Annotated in this window: 14 protein-coding genes and 1 pseudogene; 9 read left to right on the top strand and 6 right to left on the bottom strand. The window is 67.9% G+C overall.

What is annotated here, in order from left to right:
• The first annotated feature begins 85 nt into the window (after window positions 1–85).
• Window positions 86–2,158 carry a molybdopterin-containing oxidoreductase family protein gene (locus LuPra_RS14910; RefSeq protein WP_110171482.1) on the top strand — a complete coding sequence of 691 codons (2,073 nt, stop codon included), beginning with the start codon at window positions 86–88 and terminating at the stop codon, window positions 2,156–2,158.
• 191 nt (window positions 2,159–2,349) lie between these two features.
• Here the strand turns inward: LuPra_RS14910 and LuPra_RS14905 are convergent, their stop codons facing one another.
• The 3 genes from LuPra_RS14905 to LuPra_RS14895 all read right to left on the bottom strand — a co-directional run bounded on the left by LuPra_RS14905 (window position 2,350) and on the right by LuPra_RS14895 (window position 8,102).
• Window positions 2,350–2,877 carry a protein-disulfide reductase DsbD domain-containing protein gene (locus tag LuPra_RS14905; protein WP_157899209.1) on the bottom strand — a complete coding sequence of 176 codons (528 nt, stop codon included), beginning with the start codon at window positions 2,875–2,877 and terminating at the stop codon, window positions 2,350–2,352.
• Window positions 2,878–2,884: 7 nt separating this feature from the next.
• On the bottom strand, window positions 2,885–4,759 hold the full coding sequence (locus tag LuPra_RS14900) for an alpha-amylase family glycosyl hydrolase (RefSeq protein WP_110171480.1): 1,875 nt from the start codon (window positions 4,757–4,759) through the stop codon (window positions 2,885–2,887).
• 94 nt (window positions 4,760–4,853) lie between these two features.
• Window positions 4,854–8,102, bottom strand: coding sequence for a TonB-dependent receptor (locus LuPra_RS14895; protein WP_110171479.1), 3,249 nt, complete (start codon window positions 8,100–8,102; stop codon window positions 4,854–4,856).
• Window positions 8,103–8,353: 251 nt separating this feature from the next.
• Here LuPra_RS14895 and LuPra_RS14890 point away from each other — a divergent pair, with 251 nt between their 5' ends.
• The 8 genes from LuPra_RS14890 (at window position 8,354) to LuPra_RS14860 (ending at window position 16,806) form a co-directional block, all read left to right on the top strand.
• Window positions 8,354–9,382, top strand: a complete 1,029-nt coding sequence (locus LuPra_RS14890; RefSeq protein WP_110171478.1) for an HD-GYP domain-containing protein — start codon at window positions 8,354–8,356, stop codon at window positions 9,380–9,382.
• A gap of 73 nt (window positions 9,383–9,455) precedes the next feature.
• Window positions 9,456–9,578: a hypothetical protein gene (locus LuPra_RS33920; RefSeq protein WP_257724514.1), complete on the top strand. Its 123-nt coding sequence runs from the start codon at window positions 9,456–9,458 to the stop codon at window positions 9,576–9,578.
• A 94-nt stretch (window positions 9,579–9,672) separates the two neighbouring features.
• Window positions 9,673–10,224: a DNA-3-methyladenine glycosylase I gene (locus LuPra_RS14885; protein WP_110171477.1), complete on the top strand. Its 552-nt coding sequence runs from the start codon at window positions 9,673–9,675 to the stop codon at window positions 10,222–10,224.
• A gap of 46 nt (window positions 10,225–10,270) precedes the next feature.
• On the top strand, window positions 10,271–11,515 hold the full coding sequence (locus tag LuPra_RS14880) for an efflux RND transporter periplasmic adaptor subunit (RefSeq protein ID WP_110171476.1): 1,245 nt from the start codon (window positions 10,271–10,273) through the stop codon (window positions 11,513–11,515).
• Window positions 11,512–12,792 carry an efflux RND transporter periplasmic adaptor subunit gene (locus LuPra_RS14875; protein WP_110171475.1) on the top strand — a complete coding sequence of 427 codons (1,281 nt, stop codon included), beginning with the start codon at window positions 11,512–11,514 and terminating at the stop codon, window positions 12,790–12,792. Before LuPra_RS14880 ends, LuPra_RS14875 begins: the two co-directional genes overlap by 4 nt.
• A complete protein-coding gene (locus LuPra_RS14870) occupies window positions 12,789–14,072 on the top strand; it encodes an efflux RND transporter periplasmic adaptor subunit (protein WP_110171474.1) in 1,284 nt (427 codons plus the stop codon). The genes LuPra_RS14875 and LuPra_RS14870 overlap by 4 nt, the downstream gene beginning before the upstream one ends.
• Entirely contained in the window at window positions 14,069–15,358 is a 1,290-nt protein-coding gene (locus LuPra_RS14865; RefSeq protein WP_234800899.1) for an ABC transporter permease, read from the top strand. The genes LuPra_RS14870 and LuPra_RS14865 overlap by 4 nt, the downstream gene beginning before the upstream one ends.
• A 191-nt stretch (window positions 15,359–15,549) precedes the next feature.
• Window positions 15,550–16,806: an ABC transporter permease gene (locus LuPra_RS14860; protein ID WP_162271404.1), complete on the top strand. Its 1,257-nt coding sequence runs from the start codon at window positions 15,550–15,552 to the stop codon at window positions 16,804–16,806.
• A 405-nt stretch (window positions 16,807–17,211) separates the two neighbouring features.
• On the opposite strand, the pseudogene LuPra_RS34150 reads toward LuPra_RS14860, so the two are convergent.
• The 3 genes and pseudogenes from LuPra_RS34150 to LuPra_RS14845 all read right to left on the bottom strand — a co-directional run.
• Window positions 17,212–18,003: pseudogene (locus LuPra_RS34150) on the bottom strand (RNA polymerase sigma factor); the annotation flags it as partial.
• 40 nt (window positions 18,004–18,043) lie between these two features.
• Window positions 18,044–18,403 carry a YciI family protein gene (locus LuPra_RS14850; RefSeq protein WP_110171471.1) on the bottom strand — a complete coding sequence of 120 codons (360 nt, stop codon included), beginning with the start codon at window positions 18,401–18,403 and terminating at the stop codon, window positions 18,044–18,046.
• A gap of 320 nt (window positions 18,404–18,723) precedes the next feature.
• Window positions 18,724–23,340 (bottom strand): translocation/assembly module TamB domain-containing protein, encoded by a 4,617-nt coding sequence (locus LuPra_RS14845; RefSeq protein ID WP_110171470.1) that lies wholly within the window; start codon window positions 23,338–23,340, stop codon window positions 18,724–18,726.
• Window positions 23,341–23,342 lie beyond the last annotated feature (2 nt).

Here is a 23,342-nt window from a genome sequence, read left to right as displayed (position 1 = left end):
CACCCTCCCGCCCGAACGAAGGCCGTCGATCTACCCCACGCGCTCGCGCGGAAACGCTGCGGCATGCTGTGCCAGAATACCGGGAGTGCCTGCCAATCCTCGACGACGAAGCGCTACCGTAGTGGAGACGGCGTGCCCTCTGGACTGCCCCGATGGGTGCAGTCTCGCAGTCAGTGTCGAAGAAGGGCGTGTGGTCAAGGTCGATGCCGGGCCGGCCAGCCCCTCCACCGGCATGTTCATCTGCGGCAAGGTCCGTCGCTTCACGGATCACCTCTACGGCGAGCACCGGTTGCTGTACCCCGAGATCCGCGATGGCGCCAAGGGGCTGGGCAGGTTCCGGCGCGCCACGTGGGAGGAAGCCATGGCGCTCATCGCCGAGCGCATGCAGGCCGCCCGCGATGAGTTCGGCGGTGAGTCGATCCTCCCCTACTCGTATGGCGGGTCCAACGGGCTGATCACGCATCTCAGCACCGACGCCGACTTGTGGCGTGCACTGGGAACCTCGCGGCTGGCGCGCACCGTGTGCGCCGCGCCAACCGGAACTGCCGCGCAGGCGATGTACGGCAAGATGCCTGGCGTCGCCTACGAGGACTACGCCAACGCCCGGCTGATCGTCGTGTGGGGCGCGAATCCCTCCGCCTCGGGCATCCATATCGTGCCGTTCCTGAAGCAGGCGCGCGAGGCCGGTGCGACCCTCGTCGTGATCGATCCGCGCGCCACCCCGCTCGCGCGGCAGGCCGACCTCCACCTGCCGGTCCGGCCCGGCACCGACCTGGTGCTCGCATTGGCCATGGCGCGAGAGCTCTTCGTGCGGGACGCCGTGGACCACACGTTTCTCGCGGCGCACGCGTCCGGCGCGGAGCAATTCCGCGCGCGCACCGAGCCGTGGACGCTCGACCGGGCCGGCGCGATCACCGCCCTGCCACCTGCCGCGATCGCGAAGCTCGTGGACCTGTACGCAACGATGCGGCCGTCGGTGGTGCGCTGCGGATGGGGACTCGAGCGAAACCGGAACGGTACGGAAGCGGTGATGGCGGTGCTGGCGCTACCTGCGCTGGTGAATGCGTTCGGGGTGCCGGGCGGCGGTTACACGATGAGCAACAGCGCCGCTTGGGGCATCGACGGCGAACGCTGGCGGCGTGAACCGGAAACCGCGACGCGCATCGTCAACATGAACCGGCTGGGCGAGGTGCTCGCTGGAACGATGACACCGCCGGTGAAGGTGCTGTTTGTCTACAACAACAACGCCCTGGTCACGTCGCCCGATCAGAACCGCATCCAGAAGGGCCTCGAGCGCGAGGACCTCTTCACCGTGGTCTTCGACCAGGTCCGCACCGATACGACCCGCTATGCGGACGTGATCCTGCCGGCGACGACGTTCCTCGAGCACTACGACATCGCGCGCGGCTACGGCAACTACGCGTTGCAGCTGGTCAAGCCGGTCATCGAACCGGTCGGCGAAGCGCGCCCAAACGTCGTCGTCTTCGGCGAACTGGCGGCGCGCCTCGGCGTCGGTACGGAAGAAGACGAAACCGACACGCTCCTGCGCGTGGCCGCCGGGTTGTCCGAGCCGATGGCCGCCGGCGTGATGGAACAGCGGGCCGTGCCGCCGCCTTGCGGTGTCCGCCCGGTGCAGATGGTCGACGTCCTGCCGCGGACGTCAGACGCGAAGATCCATCTCTACCCCGAGTCGCTCGCCAAGGCAGGACTGCTCTACAGCTACGAGGCCGACCCGGCGTCAGCGCTGTACCCGCTGGCGCTCATCTCGCCGGCCAGCGAGAAGACCGTCAGTTCGACGTTCGGCCAGCTGCGGCGCAACGTCGCGCGGCTCCAGATCCATCCCGATGACGCCGAACTGCGTGGCATCACCGAGGGCGACACGGTGCGCGTCTTCAACGCGATCGGGGACGTGCACTGCCTGGCGCACGTCACGTCCGACATCGCTCGCGGCGTGCTGAGCCTGCCCAAGGGGCTGTGGCGGCAGAGCACGTTCAATGGCGAAACGGCGAATGCCCTCGCGCCAGCGACGCTCGAGCGCCATTCGGGTGGCGCCTGCTTCAACGACGCGCGCGTCGAAGTCGCGAAGATCGTCGGCGCCGCATTCGGTATCGCCGACGTGAGCCTGTTCGTGCCGGCCCGCCCGGACGAAGTGCACTGAGCGACGCGTCGACCTGAAGGTCGACGCCTACGTTTCCCGTGGCGGCGGCGTGTAGCCGTCGACCTTGAGGGTCGACCGACGATGGAGAGTCGGTGTAGCCGTCGACCTTGGTCGACGGATGGCCGACACAGCGTCTGAGCGTCGAGCAAGCTCGACGCCTACATCCTGAGAAGACCTGCTCGGCGAGCGGCCTACCGGATGATCTCGAACACGAAGCTGCCCGTCGTCGGCCGGTAGCAAACCGCGTCGTCGCATGCCTGATATCGCAGCGAGACCACGCCCGGCACGCGGGAGGTGCTGCCCTGGGCCCCGGCGCGTGCCTCGGCCGCGAACGTCAGCGGCACCGTGACCTTGAACGGCTTCATGTACGCACGAGAGGACTCACCGGTCGGCGGAAACACGTAGAGCTCCGATGACGGATACGCCACCTTGCCCACGCGCATGCCCGGCTGCGGGTGCGTGGTGAGCGTGAAGGGCACGTAGCCGTCGACGTCGGCCGCGTAGACGTGCATCCTGGGCTTTGGCGTCACCAGGACGACGAGCGTCGCCGTGCCGTCGACGCCGACGCGGACCGTGCTGACCGCCCGCGCGTCGAGATGGGGCGTGACCAGCGTCGGCTCGAGCGCGGCGGCCGACAGGAACGTCGGCATCTTCGGCTGGGCCTGGCCAGCGGCCGCCGACGCCGTGAGCACCAACAGTGTCAGGATCGCGCGCGTCATGCTGTGATTACACCATGGTGATCCAGACCACGCCATACGGGCGCAGGGCGATGGACAGCACACCTTCGTCGGCCTGGTACCGCGCTCGCGACAGCACATCGCGCCACAGCCGCGCGCCGCCCAGGCGCTCGACGGGAATCTGCACGCGCACCTGCGTGGCGGTGACGTTGGTGAGCGCAAGCAGGCGCTGGACACCAGGGCGATCGCGCAGCAGCGCGAATACTTCGGGGCCCAGCTCGAGCACCTCCTGGCCGGCATTGGGATGGAAGGCCGGCTGCTCGATCCGGCGCCGGATCAGGCGGCGCATGCCCCGCGCCACCTGCCCGACCCAGCACTCCCTGTCGTCGAGTAGTCGCATCAGGGACGCCTCGTCGTACGTGCGGCGATTGATGGAGCGCTTCTCGGCCCCGGCGAGCACGGCCTCGGTGTCGTTCTTCGCGCCGAACAGCGTCGGCAAATAGATGCCAGGCACGCCGCGCAACGCGAGGGCGATGGCGCGGGCGGCGAGGAATCGCGCCACCTGCAGTTCCTGCGACTCGCCACTGCCCTCGCGGTTGAGGGCGCTGTACCACGTGATGTTGAGTTCGTAGGGACTCTGCGTGCCATCGCCGATGGATCGATACGACACGAACCCACCGTGCGCGATGGTCCGATCCACCAACCCCGCCACCTCCTCGTCGGTCAGGATGCCACGCGCGCCGAGCAGGCCCACCCCGTCGTGCGACGAGAGGAAGTTGAAGTAGTTCGCAGTCTCGGAAATCGGCGTGAGCGAGGCCGCCCAGCGCGCCAGGGTCTCGCACGAACCGGTATGGAAGGTGTGGAGGACGAGCGGAGGCAGGGCGAAGTTGTAGACCAGTTGCGCCTCGTCGACACCGTTGCCGAAGTAGCTGATGTTGTCGACATGCGGCACGTTGGTCTCGGTGATCAACGCCACGCGCGGTGCGGCGACGTCGAGAATCGCGCGAAACAGCTGCACCAGCGCATGCGTCTCGCGCAGGTGCGCGCAACTCGTGCCGAGTTCCCGCCAGATGTAGGTCACCGCGTCGAGGCGCACCACGTCGGCACCACGCTGCACGTAGGCGAGGAGAATCTCGACGACACGCAGCAGCACGCGTGGGCTGCGGAAGTTCAGGTCGACCTGGTCGGGACTGAAGGTGGTCCACACGAACCGCGTGCCGTTGATGGTGTGGAACGGCGTCAGCAGATCGGATGTGCGCGGCCGCAGGATCAGCCGCAGGTAGTCCGGGTCGATCGCGTCCTTGGTGGTGAACGCCACGAAGAAATCGTGGTACCCCGGGTGCCCGTTGAGGAACTGCTGGAACCAACGGCTGCGGCTCGAGGCATGGTTGAACACACCATCGAACATCAGCCGGAATTCCGCCGCGAGCACGGCGATGTCGTCCCATGAGCCGAGCCTCGGGTCGACCTCCTCGTAGTCCACGATGGAGAAGCCACGATCGGACGAATACGGAAAGAACGGCAGCATGTGCACGGTGTTGATGGCGCCGTGCATGAAGCGCCGCAGGAAACTCGCGAGGACCTGCAGCGGCGGCCGCCCTGGCGTCGTCAGCAGGTCGCCGTACGTGATCAGGACGACGTCGCGTTCCGAGAAGCGCTCTGCTGGCGTGAACGCGGCATCCGCCTCGACGAGGGCCTGCGGCTTGTGCGCGTAGTACACGCGCAACAGCCGCTCGAGTTCGGGGAAGATGCGCTCCGCCTCTGGGGGCCCGTACATCAGCCCGAGCAGGTCGACGATGCGCTGACGATGCTCGGCGGACAGCGTCAGCAACGGACGCGTGTAATCGGGCTCGGGCAGGTGGGCAAGGAGCTCGCCGTGACGGTTCGGCTCGAGTGTCGCGGTGGAGGCGGGGCCATCGACCATATGGCCCACCCTACCAAATTCCTGGGTAACGGCGCTGCGCACACTATCCAGCCAGGTGGGGCGCCCCGGTTCGGGCGCCCCAGGCGTCGTGTCGCTAGAAGCTCACCTTCACGCCGAGTTGCAGCTGCCGCGGATCGTACGTACTGGTGATGCTGCCGAAGTTGTTGGCGCTGCGATTGCCCACGGGCGCGCGGAAGTTCGTGTGATTGAGCAGGTTGAAGGCCTCCACACGCACCTGCAGTTGCGTGTTGCTGCCGATCGGCAATCGCACGTTCTTCGAGAGCGCGAGATCGACCTGCCAGAAATCGGGTCCGCGCACGTTGTTGCGCGACGCGTTGCCAAACGGGTTGTTCCCGGTCGGAATCTGCACCATGTCGCTATTGAAATAGCTGGTCGTCGAATCGCGGTCGCCGTACGGGTCGCCGACGATGTTGGGACGGTAGTTGTTGGCACCGCGGAAGTCCTGCTGGATACCCGACACCTGCACCTGCGCCGTCGGCGTGTAGATGAACGTGACGGCCTCGCCGGCCGCAAGGGTGCTGATACCGGCCACCTGCCAGCCGCCGATCAGCAAATCCAGCCACGGCGAGACATCGGCGAGCCACTTGCGGTCACGGCCCACGGGCACATCCCACACGACGCTCGTGGTGTTGTTATACGGCTGGTTGTACCCCGAGAGTGCCTCCTCGGCGGCCATGTTGTAGAAGTCCTGCGGCGCCGGAAAGTTGCCATTGGGGCTCTCGAGCGAGCCGGCCCCGTTGTCGCGCGCACGAGACAGGGTGAGCGAGTTGAGCAGCATCAGGCCTCGCAGCCGTGACTCGAACCGGATCTGCGCGCTGTGGTAGCGCGAGAAGCCACCGTTCCACGAATAGGTGATGTCGCCGTACTCGGCGATGGGCCGGCGCGCCTGCAGCGGCAGGGACTCACCAGGTGCGTTGGGCACCGCCTGATTGAGGTTGGCAAACAGCAACTGCCCGTCCGCCCGGTTGCCGACATAAGCGACGTCGAGGATCGTGTTGCGCCACAGCTCTCGCTGTACCGACACATACCAGCTCTGCACGCGGCTCGACTCGTAGTCGCGTGGCATGTAGGTGATGTTGGCGCGCAGCGGATTGAACCGCGAGGGGTCGGTCAGGTCCGCGGGGTATCCGAGTTCCGTCGGCCGGAAGCCGGCCGACGCCGGGTCGACCTGGTTCTCGACGGCGTTGATGACCTGCGGCCCGTTGATCGGCAGCAGGTTCGCCCCGCCGGCGCGGTGGAAATGGATGAAGGAGACGCCGTAGCCGCCACGCGAGACCGTCTTCGGGGTAACCGTGTACGCAAACCCGAGTCGCGGTCCGAGATTGTTGCGATCAGGCTGGATCGTCGACCGATCTTCCAGAGACCCGTCCTGCGCGAGCACCATCGTCCGCGTCATCGGATCGAAGTTCGAGAGGATGTTGTCGCGCTCCCAATGCGGCGTGGCGTATTCATAGCGGAGGCCGAGGTTCAGCGTCAGCGTATCGTTGACGCGCCAGTCGTCCTGCACGTAGGCAAACTGCATGTTCTGGCGCAGGTTGGCGACGAGGATGTTGCTGAGGGCGTACTGGCTGCGGTAGCCGAACATGAAGTCGGAGAGGTTGTACAACGTGCTGGCTGCCGAGGTCGACGGCCGCGTGAATTGCCCGGCGTAGGCGTCGCGGCCGTAGAGAGGGTTGACGTCCTGCACTTCGGTCTGGATGTGCTGGAACTCGTACCCGAACTTCAGGGAGTGCCGGTCCACGACCCACGAGTAGTTGATCTTCGGGTTCCAGACGTCGGGGTATTGCCACTGCGGGTTGGTGGCCTGCCGGCCGAGGTTCGTGAAACCGTTGATCATCTGCGTGGGCAGGCCCCCGGCGACGCGTGGATCGGTCGGCAAGCCAGTGATCCCGTATGCCTCGAACGCGTCGGGGGTGCCGAGGTTGACCGGGTCCTTGCCGCCGCTCGTGGACGACCAGCCGAAGCGCGCCTCGAGCAGGCGCGTCGGCGACTGCATCCATGTCGCGCCGATCGCGAGCTGTTTGTTGGTGGTGTACAGGTTGCCGTTGCTGTCGCCGCCGACCGGCAGCGGCAGCACGGGCTCGTCGAAGACGTCGGAGTCGCGGTAGCCGTAGCGTCCGAACACGTTCAGCGCGGTGCCGAGCCGCGAGTCCAGCTTGACGTTGAACTTGTCGATGTCGCTTTCGAAGGTCCGCAGCCGGCGGTAGTTGTTCGAGCGTCCGGGTCCGGTCGGCTCCGGCAACTGACCAAGCACGGTGCGGGCAAACGTCGTCATCGGCAGCGTCGCGCCGGCCGGATAGACAATGCCGGTGCGCGGGTCGCGCACGTCCACGGGAAGCACGCCCTGTCGATCCTCGAGCGTCGGGATGCTCGCGAACGAGACGAAGCGCTGGTCCTGGCGGAAGGCCTCATAGTCGGTGAAGAAGAAGGCGCGGTTGCGGACGATCGGACCGCCGGCAACCAGGCCGAACTGGTTGCGCTGCAACTGCGGCTCGGTGCCCACGGGCGGGCGAAAGAAGCCGACCGCATTCAGGCTGTCGTCGCGGAAGAACTCCCAGGCCGATCCAGAGAACCGGTTGGTGCCGCTCTTGTAGGCGACGTTGATCGTGGCGCCGCCACTACGGCCGTACTCGGCGCTCATGTTGTTGGTCACGACCTTGAACTCGTCGAGCGCATCGGGCGGCGGCTGCATGACCTGGTTCGAAAAGCCCTGGTTGCTCGTGCCGTACGCGTTGTTGTCCACGCCATCGAGCAGGAAATTGTTGAACGTGCTCCGCAGGCCGTTGACGTTGAAGGCGCCTTCGCGGGGTGTCAGGCCGCCGGTGTTGAGCGCCGAGGCCCGGACACCCGTGGTGAGCAGGACCAGCGCCGAGTACTCGCGACCGTTCAGCGGCAAGGCCACCGCCTGCTCGCTGGTCACGACCTGGCCACGCTGGCTGGAGTCGCGTTCCAGCCCCAGCCTGGACGCCGAGACGTCCACCGACTCGCTCAACTGGCCCACGCCGAGCGCGATGTCCACGCGCTGCCTGGCGCCGATGCCAACCGCCACCTCGGAGACGCGTGACGACGTGAAGCCCTGCAACTCCGCCCGGACGTCATAGCGGCCGAGGCGCAGGGTGAAGAACTCGTATACCCCGGCATCGTTGGTGGCCGCCGTCTGCACGACGCCCGTGTCGATGTTGGTCAGCGTCACCGTGACCCCGGGCAGCACGCCGCCACTCTCGTCGCGAACAGTACCGGTGATCGCACCGGTCTCGAATTGCGCGAAGGCACCCGTGCGGCACGCGAGCAGCAGCGCAAGGGCGAGGAGGAGTCGTCTCATGTCGCAATGTCCTCGAAAGGCGTGCCTGTCGTCCGGCAGTTGCGCCGGATCCGCACACCTGCGGCCACCCTAGCCGCGGGCGGTGATCCGGTGACGACGCCGGGACGACGACCACGTGACGGTCTGCTGGCACGGCAGTTACGTTTCTGTCCGACGCCGGGACGGTGGTGTTGAGGGAGTTCTACGTGATCACGCGTTTGGCCCGCAACGCAACTCGACCGTATCGGCCCGCGTCTTGCACTCTCCCCGCCGTGGCGAGCCCCGCACGCGCCGTGCTGTCAGTGCCCGAGACGCCCGAGGGGTCGGTCCGGGCGGCGTTCGGTCACGTGCGTCCGATCTACATCCCCGTGCATCTCGATGGCCTGGTCATAGACTCGGTCGTCGATTTCCACCTGCACCTCCAGACATCGCCGGGGCACTTCGTCCTGTTCCGCGGTCCGGACCTGGAGTTCACGACCGCTCACCACGCCCGGTTGCTCGCCAACAACGTCCAGACGCTCTGGCTGAAGGGCGACGAGCGCCGGCGCTACGAGCACTATGTGGAGCGCCACCTCGAGACCCTGCTCGCGAACCCGCAGATCGCCACTCCTCGGAAGGTCGAGTTACTGCAGTCGGCCGCGCAGACGACGCTCGAGGCCGTGATGATCGACCCGCGTCACACCGAGGCCGTGCCGCGCACGAGGCGCGTCGCGCAGCAGACCGTCGCGCTCATCGTCAAGGAGAAGGAAGCGCTCGGCCACATGGCGGCGCTGATGGCGCGCGACTACGACACCGTCCGGCACTCGATGAACGTCAGCATCTTCGCCACCGGTCTTGCGCATGCCGCCGGCGTTCGCAACGCGAGCGATCTCCGCGACCTCGCGCTCGGTGGCCTGCTGCACGACATCGGCAAGAGCGAACTACCCCGCGAGTTGATCGTGAAGCCCGGCGCATATACCGAGGAGGAGATGGCCTTGATGCGCACGCACGTGGTCCGCGGCGAGCACATCCTCCAGGCCGATGGACGCATGGGATCGCTCGGCATGGTGGCCGTCTCGCAGCACCACGAACGCCTCAGCGGCCACGGCTATCCGCGTGCGCTCGAACCGCAACACATCCACCTGTTCGGGCGCGTCGCGGCCATCGCGGACGTGTACGACGCGATGACCAGCGATCGCAGCTACCAGCGCGCGATGAAGCCGGTGGATGCGCTGCACCTGATGTCCACCCACCTCGCCTCGCACTTCGACCAGGACCTGCTCACGCAGTTCGTCAAGACCCTACGCGCGCCGCGAGCGTAGGGTAGCGACGCCGGTCTCCCCGCCGTCGTCGGTCGACCGAGGTCGACGGCTACACCGCAGAACGACACCGTCCGTGGACCTGAAGGTCGACGGCTACATCCGCATCGCCGCGGGGCTGCGGTCGGCGCTTGCCATTCCCAGCATTGGCGGCATTCGCGGCATCGCGGCATTACAGGGCTCTTGCCACGTCCGTTAACGCTTGACGCCCGGCCTCCGTCCTGAGACCTGAGACCTGAGACCTGAGACCTGAGACCTGAGATCTGAGCATCAGGCATTAGAGTGTTTCGACGATGCGCTGTCCCTGGTGTGGAACCGATCCGCTGTACGTCGCCTATCACGACGAGGAATGGGGTGTCCCCGTACATGACGACCGGCGACTGTTCGAACTGCTGATTCTCGAAGGCGCGCAGGCCGGGCTGAGCTGGATAACGGTGCTGCGTAAGCGCGAGGCCTATCGCCAGGCGTTCGACGGCTTCGACATCGATCGGGTGGCGGCGTATGGCGACGAAGATGTGGCGAGACTGCTCGCCGATCCGGGCATCGTCCGCAATCGGCTGAAGGTACGGGGTGCGATTCGGACCGCGAAGGCGGTGCAGGAGATTCAGGTCCGTGACGGTTCCCTCGATGCGTTCGTGTGGAACTTCGTCGGCGGTCGCACACGTATCAACCGCTGGACGTCAATGGGAGAGGTGCCTACCGCAGCGCCAGAGGCGCACGCGATGAGCGCCGCGTTGCGAAAAATGGGGGCCACGTTCGTTGGTCCGACCATCTGTTACGCGTTCATGCAGGCGGCAGGGCTCGTGGACGACCACCTCGCGACGTGCTGGAAACGTACTGGCTGAGATATCCAACCTTTCCCCTGATACTTTCGTCTAACGCGGCAAACACGTGCATTCCATCTCGCGCCTCATCTCCCTGGGCCTGCTACTCGCGGCGGTGGGCTGCGCGTCCGGCAGTGCGTCGGCCCCGGTGGCAGACTCCACGGCGTCGGCGCCGTCCTCCACCGCCGTCGTGGAGCGTCGCGACGTCACCCACGTGCTGCGCCTGCACGGGTCGGTCGAGGCCCAGAACGCCGCTGCCGTCGTCGTCCCGCGCATCATGGGACAAGGCGGCCTGAACACGGGGCAGAGCCCGAACGCCCTGGTGGTGACGCGGATTGTCACCAACGGCACGCGCGTGAGAGTCGGAGATCTCCTGGTGGAGTTCGACCGCCAGGCCCAGGTGAACCTGGCGCTGGAGAAGAAGGCCGAGTTCAGGGACCTCACCGAGCAGGTCCGGAAGAAGCAGGCCGAGCAGGCCGAACAGCGCGCGAAGGACGAAACCGCGCTGATGACAGCCGAGAACGCCCTCAAGCTGGCCCGGCTGGAAGTCGACAAGAACGAGCTCCTGCCCAAGATCGAGGCCGAGAAGAACCTGTTGCTCCGGGAGGCCGCCGAGGCCGAACTGGCGCAGCTGCGGAAGACCTACGACTTGAAGCTCACGGCGGCCCGGGCCGAAGTACGGACCCTCGAGGTCCGTCGTGACCGCGCACGCCGCGCCTGGGAGCACGCCGAAGCCAACGCCGAACGTCTGCTGATTCGGGCGCCCATCGAAGGTCTCGCGGTCCTGCGCACAATCTGGAAGAGCGGACGGCTGGGAGAGCCACAGGAGGGCGAGGAAGTGCGCACCGGCCTCGGACTGCTCGACGTGGTCGCCGAGGGTGCGATGCGGGTCCGCGTCAAGTTGAACCAGTCAGATCTGCCGGGCATGACCGTCGGCCTGCCTGCCGACATCACGCTCGATGCCTACCCCAAGCAACGCTACAGCGGTCGGCTCGACGGACTCGCGCCCGTCGCCACGCCAGGCATGTCGGACAAGGTCCGGACGCTCCTCGCAGTGTTCTCGGTACAGAACGCCGATGCGACCCTGACGCCCGACCTGTCTGCCGCCGTGGACGTACGCCTGGGGGCCTGGTCCAAGGCGCTCACGGTGCCGCGGCAAGCCATCAGCTGGCGCGACGGCGTGGCCGGCGTCTCGGTCAACGGGCAGTGGCGGGCGGTGACAGTGACGGCGCTCACCGAACGCGAGGCGGTGATCGAAAAGGGCGTCGCGGCCGGTGATCGGGTCGATCTCCCGGGAGGCGCACGGTCATGACCATTCGCAAGGGGCACCGTCGGATCGCCGTGGCGACCATCGTGCTGGCGGCCGTCGCCGTCGGTGGCTGGCAGGCGCTCGGCGGCGGCGCGACCGCGCTCGACACGGAGACCGTCGAGGTCACGCGAGGCACGTTCCTGGATCGAGCCACCATCCGGGGCGAGATCAAAGCCCTGCGCTCCCAGTCGTTGACCGCGCCGTCCGATGCCGGCGACCTGCGCATCCTGGAAATGGCGGCCAACGGCTCCAGCGTCAAGAAGGGCGATCTCGTCATCGCCTTCGACGCCACGGCGCTGAAACAGCGGTTCGACGAGAAGCAGTCGGACCTGCGCGCCTCGCATGCGGAGATCAGCAAGGCCGACGCCGAAGGACGCCTGAAGCTCGAGGAGGTCACGACGGGCCGTGTGACTGCGGAATTCGACGTCGAGCGCGCCAAGCTCGATGTCAAGGTCGGCGAACTCCAGTCGCGCTTCGACGAGCAGAAGGCACGCCTCGGTCTCTCGGATAAGGAGCAGAAGCTGCGCGAGACCGACACCGTGCTGTCGAGCGGCCGGGAAGTCACCAAGGCCACGGTCGGCAGCCTCGAGGGCAAGCTCGAACGTGCCCAGGCGGAAGTCGGACGGACGTCGCGTGGTCTGCAGGCGCTCGTGATCCGCGCGCCCACTGATGGCGTCATGGTCGTGCTCGAAAACTGGCGAGCGGGCCAGTTCGGCCAGGGCAACCGGCCGTTCCAGGTCGGCGACGCCGCCTGGGCGGGCGCGCAGATTGCCGAACTGCCTGATCTTGCCTCCGCGCGCATGACCGCGATGGTCGACGAAGTGGATCGCAGCCGCCTGTCAGTCGGCCAGGAAGCCACCGTGCGCGTGGACGCCCTGAGCGACTCGGAACTGACCGCGCGCATCGTCTCGATCGGCACGATTGCGAAGCTGGACTTCTCTGGCGGCTGGCCGCCCAAGCGAGGCTTCGAACTGGTGCTCGACCTCACGCGTGCCGAGGCGCGCCTGCGGCCAGGCATGAGTGCCGTGGCCCGCGTCGGCGTGGGGCGTCACGACAACCAGATCCTGGTGCCCTCGCGGGGCTTGTTCGCCCATGGCGGCCGCCCCATCGCCTACGTCGTCACGCCGCGGGGCATCGAACCGCGATACGTCAGCGTGGCCTACCGTAACGACGACGTGACGGCCGTGGCCTCGGGACTCGCGCCCGGCGAACGGGTCGCGGTCACCGCGCCGCCCGACGCCGACCAGTTGCTCGCTGCCATCGGGGGCGGCACGGAATGACCACGTTCGCGCGCGACGCGCTGATCGTTCTCGCCGCCGCCGTCGCGGCCTGCGGGTGCGGCACCGCCTCCGGACGTGAGGAGATGCCCACCACGAAGGTCGAACGAAGCGACGTGAGCTCCGACGTCCACACCGCAGGCGAGTTCGTCGCGACGCGCTCGCAACTGATCACGGCCCCGGCCGTCGGCGGCAACCTCCGCCTCGTGCAGCTGTCGCCGACCGGAACCCGAGTCACCGCCGACGAAGTGGTGATGCGGTTCGACACGGCCGAGCAGGAATTCGCACTCGAGACGAGCGAGAGCGAGGTCGAAGAGGCCGGGCTCGAACTCCAGAAGCTCGACGCCGATCGCGCCGTGCAGGCCGCGCAGGACGAGGTCAACCTGCTGAAGGCGCGGTTCGACGTGCGCAAGGCTGAACTCGACGTCACGACGAACGAATTGCTGGCCGAGGTCGACGCGCGCAAGAACGAGCTGACGCTCGACGAATCCCGTCGCAAGCTGGCGCAGATCGAAGAGGACGTCCGCTCACGCGCCAGGACGAGCGAGGCCGCGCGGGCTGTCGCCGACGAAAAGCGGCAGAAGGCGATCCTTGCGCGCGATCGCGCCCGCCATGCCATCGAACAGATGACCATCCGTGCGCCCTTTGCCGGCGTCGTCGCGGTGCGGCAGAACATGGATGCGTCCGGAGGCTTCGGGTACCCCGGCATGTCCCTCCCCGACTATCGCGAGGGAGACAGCGTGCAGCCCGGACGTCCCGTGCTGCAGGTGCTGGATCCCACGGCGATTCAGGTGCGGGCCAGGGTGGCCGAGTCGCTCGCCACCACCGTGAAGGCCAATCAGAAGGCGGAAGTCCTGATCGACGGCAGCGCACGGGCCCCGATGCCCGCGACCGTACTCGCCGTGTCCGGCATGGCCGATCGCGGTCCGTTCTGGCGGGCCAGCACCCAGCGCGAGTTCGACGTGACCTTTGCGATGCCGGCACTGCCCGAAGGCATCGAGGCCGGCCGCACTGCGCGCATCCGCATCGAGGGCACACCGCTCCGCAACGCCCTGTCCCTGCCGCGGCAGGCCGTGTTCGATCGGGACGGTACGCCGACGGTGTTCCTCCAGCAGGACGGGCGCTACGTGCCGACCAAGGTCAAGGTGGTGGCGCGGACACAGTCGCGCGTGGTCGTCGATGGACTGGCGGAAGGCGCCCTTGTCGCGCTCCGCGATCCCGCCGTGATCGATGACGATGCACCGGCGGCAGCAGCGCCGCCGGCCGCAGGAGGTGCGCGATGAACGCGCCAGCCTCGCGGCCTCGCCGCACGCATATCTGGACGTCGCGGCTCGGGCCCGATGTCCGCATGGGCCTCGAGAACCTGCTCGCGCACAAGCTGCGGTCGCTCCTGACGATGCTGGGGATGATCTGCGGCGTCGCGGCGGTCGTCGCCATGCTGTCGATTGGCGCCGGCGCACAACAGCAGGTCATGGCGTTCATCGAGAACCTCGGCGTCCGCAACCTGATCGTCGAGGCGCGTGAGGCCACCGACTGGCAGACGCTGAACAAGATGCGCGCGATTTCGCCAGGGTTGACGTTCAACGACATGCGCCTCGTCCAGGCAAACGTCCCGGCGATCTCGGCCATCTCTCCCCGGAAGCGGTTCACGCCCACGGCGTTGCTGCCCCGGCCTGGCCGGGACATCCCGGTCGTGTTCGGCGTCGCGACCGAGTACCAGTCGATCGCCGGCCTGGTCATCTCCGAAGGCCGCTTCTTCGACGCCAACGAGTCGCGCAGCGCAGCGCCGGTGGCGGTCCTGGGCGACGGCATCGCCGACGCCCTGTTTCCCGGCGCGGCAGCCCTGGGCAAGCACGTCAAGGTCAACGAACAGTGGCTCCGTGTCATCGGCGTGACGCGGCCGCAGATGGCGGCGCCACGCGGTACGTCCGGCCTGCCCGCCGACGACAGGAACAACCTGATCTACGTGCCGGTGTGGACGGCCATCCTGCGGCTCGAGGACAACACCAGCGGCTTCAAGGACGAGATCGACGGGCTGTTCGTCCAGGTCACGTCGTCCGAGGCGTCGCCGAGCGCAGCCCAGGCCATCCGCGGGTTGCTCGATGAAACGCATCGCCGCTCTCCGGACTACAGCTTGGTCGTGCCGGCCGAACTGCTGGCCGAGCAGCGGCGCACCCAGCGCATCTTCCAGATGGTGATGGTCGCCATTGCCTCGATTTCGTTGCTCGTGGGCGGCATTGGCATCATGAACATCATGCTCGCCAGCGTCCTCGAGCGGACGCGGGAGATCGGTGTCCGCCGTGCGGTGGGGGCAACGCAGGCCGAGGTCGTACGTCAGTTCCTGATCGAAGCCACGATCATCTCCGGCCTGGGCGGGCTGCTGGGTGTGGTCGTCGGCGTATTGATCTCTCGCCTGGTCGCGTTCTTCGCCGGGTGGACGACCGTCATCACGCCGTTCTCTGTGGTGCTGGCCTTCACCGTCTCGGTCACCGTGGGACTGCTCTTCGGCGTCTACCCGGCCCGCAAGGCGGCGCGACTCGACCCGGTCAAGGCGCTCCACTACGAGTAGAACGGGAGTCGGGAGTCGGGAGTCGACAAGCCTGAGCCCGGAGGCCTGAGACACCCCGATTGGTGGCTCTGATCCGCGCTCGGCCCTCGGCCCTCGGCCGTCGGCCGTCGGCCTTCGACATTCCGGCATCGCGGCATCGCGGCATTACCATGATTCGGAACCCAGCCGTCCCTCCGGACGTCTCTTTGCCCGTGCATGCCGCTGTCTTTACCGGACTCGATGCGCTCCGCGCCAATCCGCTCAGGACCCTGCTCTCGACCATTGGCGTGGTGATGGGTGCGGCGTCGCTCGCGGCGGTCTTGTCGCTTGGCGACGGGGCCGAGTCCTTTGCACGCGAACGGATCGCGTTCGAGGGCCTGCAACGCATCACCCTGGAGGCCCGGACCGACGATCTGTTCGACGGTCACCGCGTGCCTCGCAGCCGCTACCCCATCTTCACCGCCGCCGATGCCCAGCGCGTGGCCGCTGTCCTGCCCGGCACGGAGGTTCGCCTCGAGGTCACGGGCACGGCCCTGACCGGGTGCGCGTCCGGCACGAGTTGCGTCGAGTTCCCTTCCTCACCCGGGACCGCGTTGCACGCCGTCCGGTTGCGGGGGCTCTGGCTGGCCGGCGTCGTCCCGCCGACCGACATGGCGGCTGGGCGCTGGTTCAGCGCCGACGAACTTCGCACCGCCGCCAGGGTCGCCATCCTGACGCCGAAGACCGCGGCGACGTTGCTGCAAGGCAATGGCGGGGCGGCAGCGGTCGGCAGGGTGATCACGCTGGGCCGCGCGTCCTACCGGGTGATCGGCCTCGTGGCGGATCCGCCTGGTGCCCGGACCCTGTCGGCCGTCGTGCCGCTCGACACGGCAGAGGACGCGCTCGTCACGGTACCGCTGCCCCGAGCTCGATCCCTCAGCGTGACCGTCAGCCAGGTCGAGGCGGCACCTGAAACCAGAAGTCGCCTCGAGCGCCTCGCGAACGGCCGGGCCGACTGGCGCGATCAGGTCCGCGTCGTCGCGCACGGCCCCGAGCGGCTGGCGCAGGTCACCCAGGGCATCCTCGTGATGAAGTTGCTGCTCGGCGCGTTCACGTCCATCTCGCTGCTCGTCGGCGGGATCGGGATCATGAACGTGCTGTTGGCGTCGGTGGCTGAGCGCACGCGCGAGATCGGGATCCGCAAGGCCGTCGGTGCCAGGCGGCGTGACATCCTCACCCAGTTCCTGACCGAGTCGGTGGCGATCTCCGCAACCGGCAGCGTGATTGGCGTGATCGTGGGCCTCGCTGGCGCGTATGCGACCACCGCCATCATCCGATCACGGACCGAAGCCCTCATCCACGCGTCAGTCAGTCCGAGCACGTTGATCATCAGCGCGCTCGCTGCCCTCATCGTCGGCCTGGTCTTCGGCACGTATCCGGCGATTCGCGCCGCTCGCCTCTCCCCGATCGACGCCATCGTCCGCGAGTAGCGCACGCTGCGCCGCGGTGCGCCGACGCTCGACGAGCCGGCGTTCTGGCGCGGAGCATCCACATCGCAGCGCGCGATCGAATGCCTGGATCGCGTCGGCGGGACGCCGCACCTGCAGGAGCAGGGTGCCGCGCACCGCATGTGCCAGGTAGTAGCCGTCGAGGCGCGAGAGCAGGCGGTCGGTGTCGAGTACCGCAAGGCCGGCAGCAGCCCCCTGCCACTGCGCAATGGCGACCGCGCGATTCAACTGCACGACCGGTGACGGCGCCAGCCGGTGCAACTGGTCGTAGAGGGCGACGATGCGCGCCCAGTCGGTGCGGGCCATGTCGGGAGCCGCGGCATGCGTCGCGGCGATCGCAGCCTGCACGTGGTACGGCGAGAGATCGTCGCCCGACGCGCTGCGCTCGAACCAGGCGAGCCCCTCGGCCAGTCGCGCCCGATCCCACTGTCTGCGGTCCTGCGCGTCGAGCAGCAACACGTCGCCCTCACTCGACGTACGGGCGGCCAACCGTGCCGAATGCAGCAGCATCAGCGCCAGGAGCGCCGACGCGGCCGGACACGCGGTTGCGGGAGCGACCGCGAGCAGTCGCGTCAGCCGGACCGCTTCCTCACACACGTCGGGCCGTGTCAGGTGCTCGCCGTCGTGCGCCGCGTAGCCCTCGTTGAACATCAGGTACAACGCCTCGAGGACCGCGGCCCGACGCTGGACGAGCTCGTCGCGCGCGGGCATATCGGCCACCGCATCGGTGTCACGCAACGTCCGCTTCGCCCGGACGAGTCGCTGCGCCACTGTCGTCGCCGGCTGCAGGTAGGCGCGCGCGATCTCGTCGACGCCGAAGCCGCACACCGTCTTGAGCGTCAAGGCCACACGCGCGTCCCGCGAGAGCGCCGGGTGGCACGTCAGGAACATCACGCACAGGTCGGGGTCGCCGAACGGCAGTCGTCCCTCGTCGCACCCCTGCTCGCCCAGTGCCAGGACTGCCGCCGTGATGATCCCCTCGCGGTCGCGAAACCACGTATCTCGACGCAGGCGATCGAGGGCCCGATGCCTCGCGACCGTGAACAGCCAGGCCGCAGGTTGCGCTGGCACGCCGCCCACAGGCCAGGCCTGCAGCGCGCGCAGCAGCGCGTCCTGGACCGCGTCCTCGGCCACGCCCAGGTGCTTCGCCCCGAGCACGTGGGTGAGGCGGGTGACCATCCGGCCCGCCTCCTCCCTGAACAGGTGGTCAACGAGCCGCTCAGGACTGCTCGCCACCCATGGCCTCGAGTTCGCGGATCTCGATCGAGCCGAAATCCAGGTGCGGACAATCGGAGGACAAGGCCACGGTGTCCTCATACGACGCGGCCTGGACGACGTAGTAGCCGCCGATGACCTCCTTGCCCTCCACGTACGGCCCGTCGGTGACGACCGGCTGCGGCCGTCCGCCGCGGACGATGCGGCCAGCGCCGTCGTACAGCTTGCTTGCGTCCACGAGCACGCCGCGGGTCGCGAGACCGGTCGTCCAGTCGATGTAGCGCTGGAGCACGGCCTGCATCGCCTCGGGGCTCATGTCGGGATAGGTGCCGGTGTCGCGCAACAGCAGCAGGTACTTGGCCATTCGTCGATCTCCCTCGGCAGCAAGGATACGAGCCCATACCCGCGCCGCGTGCCGTTGCCTCAAGACGAACGGGCCTCGCGGGAATCGACAAACACGTACACCGGGCACCGGGCACCGGGTGCCGGGTACCCAGCAGACGCCTGGACAAACGTCGATCCTGATCAGCGTCGAGCAAGCTCGACGCCTACATCCAACAATGGTGTAGCTGTCGACATCCAACAGTGGTGTAGCTGTCGACCTTGGTCGACAGTCGACTGATCGGGAATCGGGAATCGGGACTCGGGAATGGCCGGCCTGCGTCCGGCCGCCGGAGCCCGCGTTCAGAACGAGAAGTAGAAGACCAGGTCCATGCCGTAGCGCTCGATGCGCTGGGTGAGCGACCTGTTGCCCGCCGTGAGTCCGTCACCCTCCGCGACGTTGCCCTGCAGCCTGAGGAAATCGGCGAGGCGGTATTCGAGCAGGAATTGCGAGACCTGCTGGTTGCCGAACTGCTGGCGGAACCGCAGGAACAAGTCTTGGGTGACCTGCTGCCCGATGACCACCGCCGGGTTGACGCGGCCGCTGGGATCGGTGGTCTCCACTTCGAACTGGTCGAGGTCCAGCGTGCTCCCGAGAGCCTCGGCCAGCGGCGAGACGACAAACCCCGCGGCAATGCCTCCGGCCTTCTCGGCAAGGGAACTCTGCTGCCCTGTCGCCAGCTGGTTGATTGGCTGGTTGAAGACGATAAGTGCAAGGATGTCGCCCTCGTCGAGGGGCGGGTTCGAGGACAACGACAGCGACGGATTGCGGGCGGTCCCCTGAATGCGCACGCGTGCCTCGACGCCCTGGATGATGCGCTGCGCGGTGATGTCCAGCCGCGGATCGATCTCCTCCGCGCCGCGAAAGTGGATCTGTCCGTCACGCACCAGGTCGAAGCGGCGGCCCTGGTACGAGTACACGCCCCGGACGGTGTTGACGGTGCCGAGCAGGACGACTGGCTTGCCGGCCGTCTTGGCGACGCGGAAATCGCCGCCGAGCGTCGCGTTCAGGTCGCCGACCGACGCGCGCGCGGCCTCGATGCTCGTCCCACGGACGATCAGGTTGTCCGGGATCTGCACCTGGACGTTGAGTGCGGTTTGCGCGAAGACACCCTCCTCAGAGGTCGGTGTGGCCGCCGCCGGACTGTTGCCGCCACCAGCGGCCGGGGGGGCGGCGTTTGCCGCGGGTGCACCAGCAGCAGGCGCCTTCGCTCCCGTGGACGGATCTCCCAGCGGCGACGGCGGCGGCGCGTTCGGACCATCGCCGGATGGAGGCACGGCGCTGCCGACCGGTGCCGTACCGAGGTTGAAGGTGTTCGTGCCGGCCACGAGTTCGGGCGCGCGGTCCTGCGCGCCCAGCAGATCCGGCACAATCGCGCCACGCAGGCGCGCCGTCGGGATGCCCTGGTACTCCGCCCGGGTCGCGTAGTTGGTGTTGGCGACCTCCGGGACGATCTCGTCCAGTTCGAGACGGCCGTCGGACACATCGAGGCTGCCTTCGATGACCGGCGCCAGCAGCGTCCCCGAGATCGTCACGTCCGCGTCCAGGTCGAGGACCCCGTAGTGGTTGTCCAGCACGCGGAAGTCCCTGCCCTTCATCTTCATGCTCACGGTGCGCGCCTGCTGCCGGCTCAGGCCCAACTCGCCCTGCACCGTCAACAGGTCCCCGTTGTCGGTCTCGACGCCGAGTTCCGAGATGAGGACGCGCTCCTCCTCGAAGGTCAACACCGCGTCGATGTTCTTGTAAGTCACGCCCGTCATCGGGACAACGAAGGTGCCGTCGGTCAGGAACACCGCCCCTTCCACGTGCGGGTCGCGGCCGGACCCGGTCACGCGCACGTCCATCTGTGCCTGCCCGCCCAGTTTGGTGACGTACTCGCTGACCCCTTCGGCCATCGCAAGGTCGATCGGCGTCGAGACGATGGCGACGTCGAGGCGATCGGCAACAGTGGCCGCCACATGCTCGTCGGATTTGCCCTCGAGCAGCGTGCGCGGCAACACCCCCCTCGCGGTCAGCCGCGCGTACTGGTCCTTCACGAGTTCGAGGTCGATGAGCGCGAGCGTGCCATCGAAGGTGACACGGCCGCCGAGGCGCTGGACGTCGATCTTGCGGATGCTCCCCTTCGTGATCTCGAGATTGCCGTCGGCGAGAGGCCGTTCGCGCGTGCCGCCGAGTGTCGCCGACGCCGTCAGTACGCCATCGGCCTCGATCTTCTGATCAGCCAGCATGAGCACGTCACCGATGTCGACGCCGTTGGCCCCGACGCGCAGGGACGACTCGGCATCGGTCGCGAGGCCGACGGTGCCCTCCAGATCGAGGCGCTGCGCGCCACTGGCCAGGTGCAGTTCGCCGACCGTGGCCTGCCGTGGCGTGATCGTGACCCGCGCCATGGTGCCGGGCGCCAGCCCCCACTGCACGCCCTCGCGCGAGACCTGCGCCTGTTCGAGCGTGAGCCGCTGCCCGCCGTCCTCGAGCCGCAACGTCCCGCGCGCGGCGAGTGCACGCAAGGCGTCCGTGCCGGAGGCGTCGAAGCGCACGAGGTCGGTGGTATACCCGATGGTGCCGGTAACCGTCGACAGCACCTGTCCCGCCACCTGGACCTGCTGCCCGTCGATGGACGTCTGCACGTCGACGCGCTCCGGATCGAAATCGGGCACGCGGACGGCGTACTGCGCCGTGACCGTGCCGGCCGCCACGGTGTCGCTGTAGGCCACCTGGTCGCCGGCCATCGTCCCGGTGACGAGGAAGTCCGCACGGGTGCCGGTGATCCGGCCTTCGGTGGTGGCCGATCCGGTGATCGGAAGATCAGCGACCTTGGTCGGGTTCACCAACGAGTCGGCCTCGATGCGATACCGGAAATCGGACACATCGTCGGGGCCAAGGCCGACGGCGCCATTGCCGGTCAGCGTGAAGCCATCGCCGCGGCCGTCGAGTCGTCGCACCGTGAGCAAGCCGCCGGCGAGTGTGAGGTCGGCGCCGACGGTGGTGAAGGGCACATCGAACAGCGTCGGCGTGTCGAGCGTCACCGTTCCCTCGACGCCTACCGTGTCGAGCGAGACGGCGCGGACGTCGGGGAGAGCGACGCGGACATCGACGTCGCCACGCAGCACCCCGGTCGCCGCGGGGGTTTCCGAGACCGTCTCCAGCTCGAAGTCCTCCGCCCGGCCTTTCGCGGCCACGTCGAGGCGGTTACCGTCGAGCGTCGCGGTGAAGCCCATCTGCGGCACGTAGCCCTCGTACACGCGGGTGTCGGTGAGCGTACCGCTCGCCTCGACGCGCACGCCCTCGCGCCCGCGCTGTTCTCCCGCGACATCGAAGGTCCCGTTGACCACGCCGGACAGCCTCGGATCGGTCATCGCGGGGACTTTCAGGCGCCGACCGAGTCGCTGCAGGTCCAGTCCAGCCACCGTCCCGGCTGCGCCGAAGGTGAAGCCGCGCGACGTGCGCTGGAAGGAGCCTACTGTCCCATCCACGAGCGTCGCGCCTTCGACGGTCGAGGGGTCGAGCACGGCGTCGGCCTTCACCGATGACAGTGCGCCGCGGACGGTATAGGTGCCCGTCAGGTCGGCCTCCAGCGTCGGAATCCGCAACGCGGCGGGCAGGTTCCGCAGGTCGACGCCGGCGACCCGTCCGGCAAGATCGAGTGTCAGCTCGCGCTGCCCCTGGCCGGCACGAGCGATGGTCCCTTTGGTCGACGCACTGCCTCCGTAGGCGTTCGCTGACGCATCGAGCCTGATGTTGCGCCCGTCGAGCGAGCCGGTCGCCTTGACGTTGGTCGCCTCGTAGCCGTACCCACTGGCACGCGGCCCCGTGAAAGTGTAGGTGCCGTCGACGGGAAACCCGGCGGTTGCCGAGGGGAACCGCAGGTCGAACGTGGCATCGCCCGTGATGCGGCCGGCCGCAACCGGATCCTTCACGATCGGGGCAAGGTTGACGTCGGCGACCGTGAGGTGGCCCGCGAGCCCGCGGATCGGCGCCGTCGTATCGATCGAGAGGCTGCCCTTGGCCCGGCCGGCTTCCGACTGCGTGACGTCGACGTCCAGTTTCAGCGCGTCGACCGTGCCGGTCACGCCGACGGCGAGACGAGGATGGAGCTCGAAGGCTGTCGCTGGGATGAACCGCGAGATCTCGGGCAACGACACCGGCTGCCCGGTGACGTCGAGGTCGAAGGCCCAGGGTGACGTCGCCGGCGAACGCGTCAGGGTGCCATCCACTGTCAGTGTGGACTCGGCGGTCCGAGCCGTCACGGTCTGGAAGCGCCAGCCGTTGGGCACGCTGACGATCCGTCCCGCCAGCGATCGCAGATCGAGGTCGGGCTGCCCAGCCCGAAAAGTGAGCCGACGGATGTCGGCGCTGAACTCGCGCGGGCTGCTCGCGATGCCGCCCTCGAACGTCAGCCCCTCCATCCGTCGCGGAATGGCCTGCGTCTGCGCGACACCGATCTCACGCACCGTCACGACCGCGTTGGTCACCAGAATCTCGGGCAAGGTGAACGTGGCGCGCGGCTTGTTCGGATCAGCAGGCGGGCGCGGCTTCAGCAGTCGCGCGACATTCCAACCCTGCGGCGTCCGGATGGCCTCGATCACGGGCTGGTCGATCGTGATCTGGCGGACAGTGCGGCCGGTAGACGCAAGGTCGCCAACGCCATAGGTCAGTTGGACGCGGCCAACCCGGACGACGCGGACGTCACCCTGCACGACGGCCACCTCACGCAGCGTCACGCCGTGAAGGAGATCACCTTCGATGGATCCGATCTCGAGTCTTCCCTCGATCGCCGCCTCGGCCTGGCGCACGGCGAGACGCCGCAGCCGTTCCCGGAACCACGCCGTCTGCGTGAGGACCGCCGCCACGATCAGCAGACCCACCAGCAGCACCGCCACGATCGCGAGGGCTCTCAAGGCCCGCCGTCCGCGCGCCATGA

The organism is Luteitalea pratensis, from assembly GCF_001618865.1.
GTDB lineage: Bacteria > Acidobacteriota > Vicinamibacteria > Vicinamibacterales > Vicinamibacteraceae > Luteitalea > Luteitalea pratensis.
The sequence above is the reverse complement of the archived record's forward strand: the minus strand, read 5'-3'. Positions and strand labels throughout refer to the sequence as shown.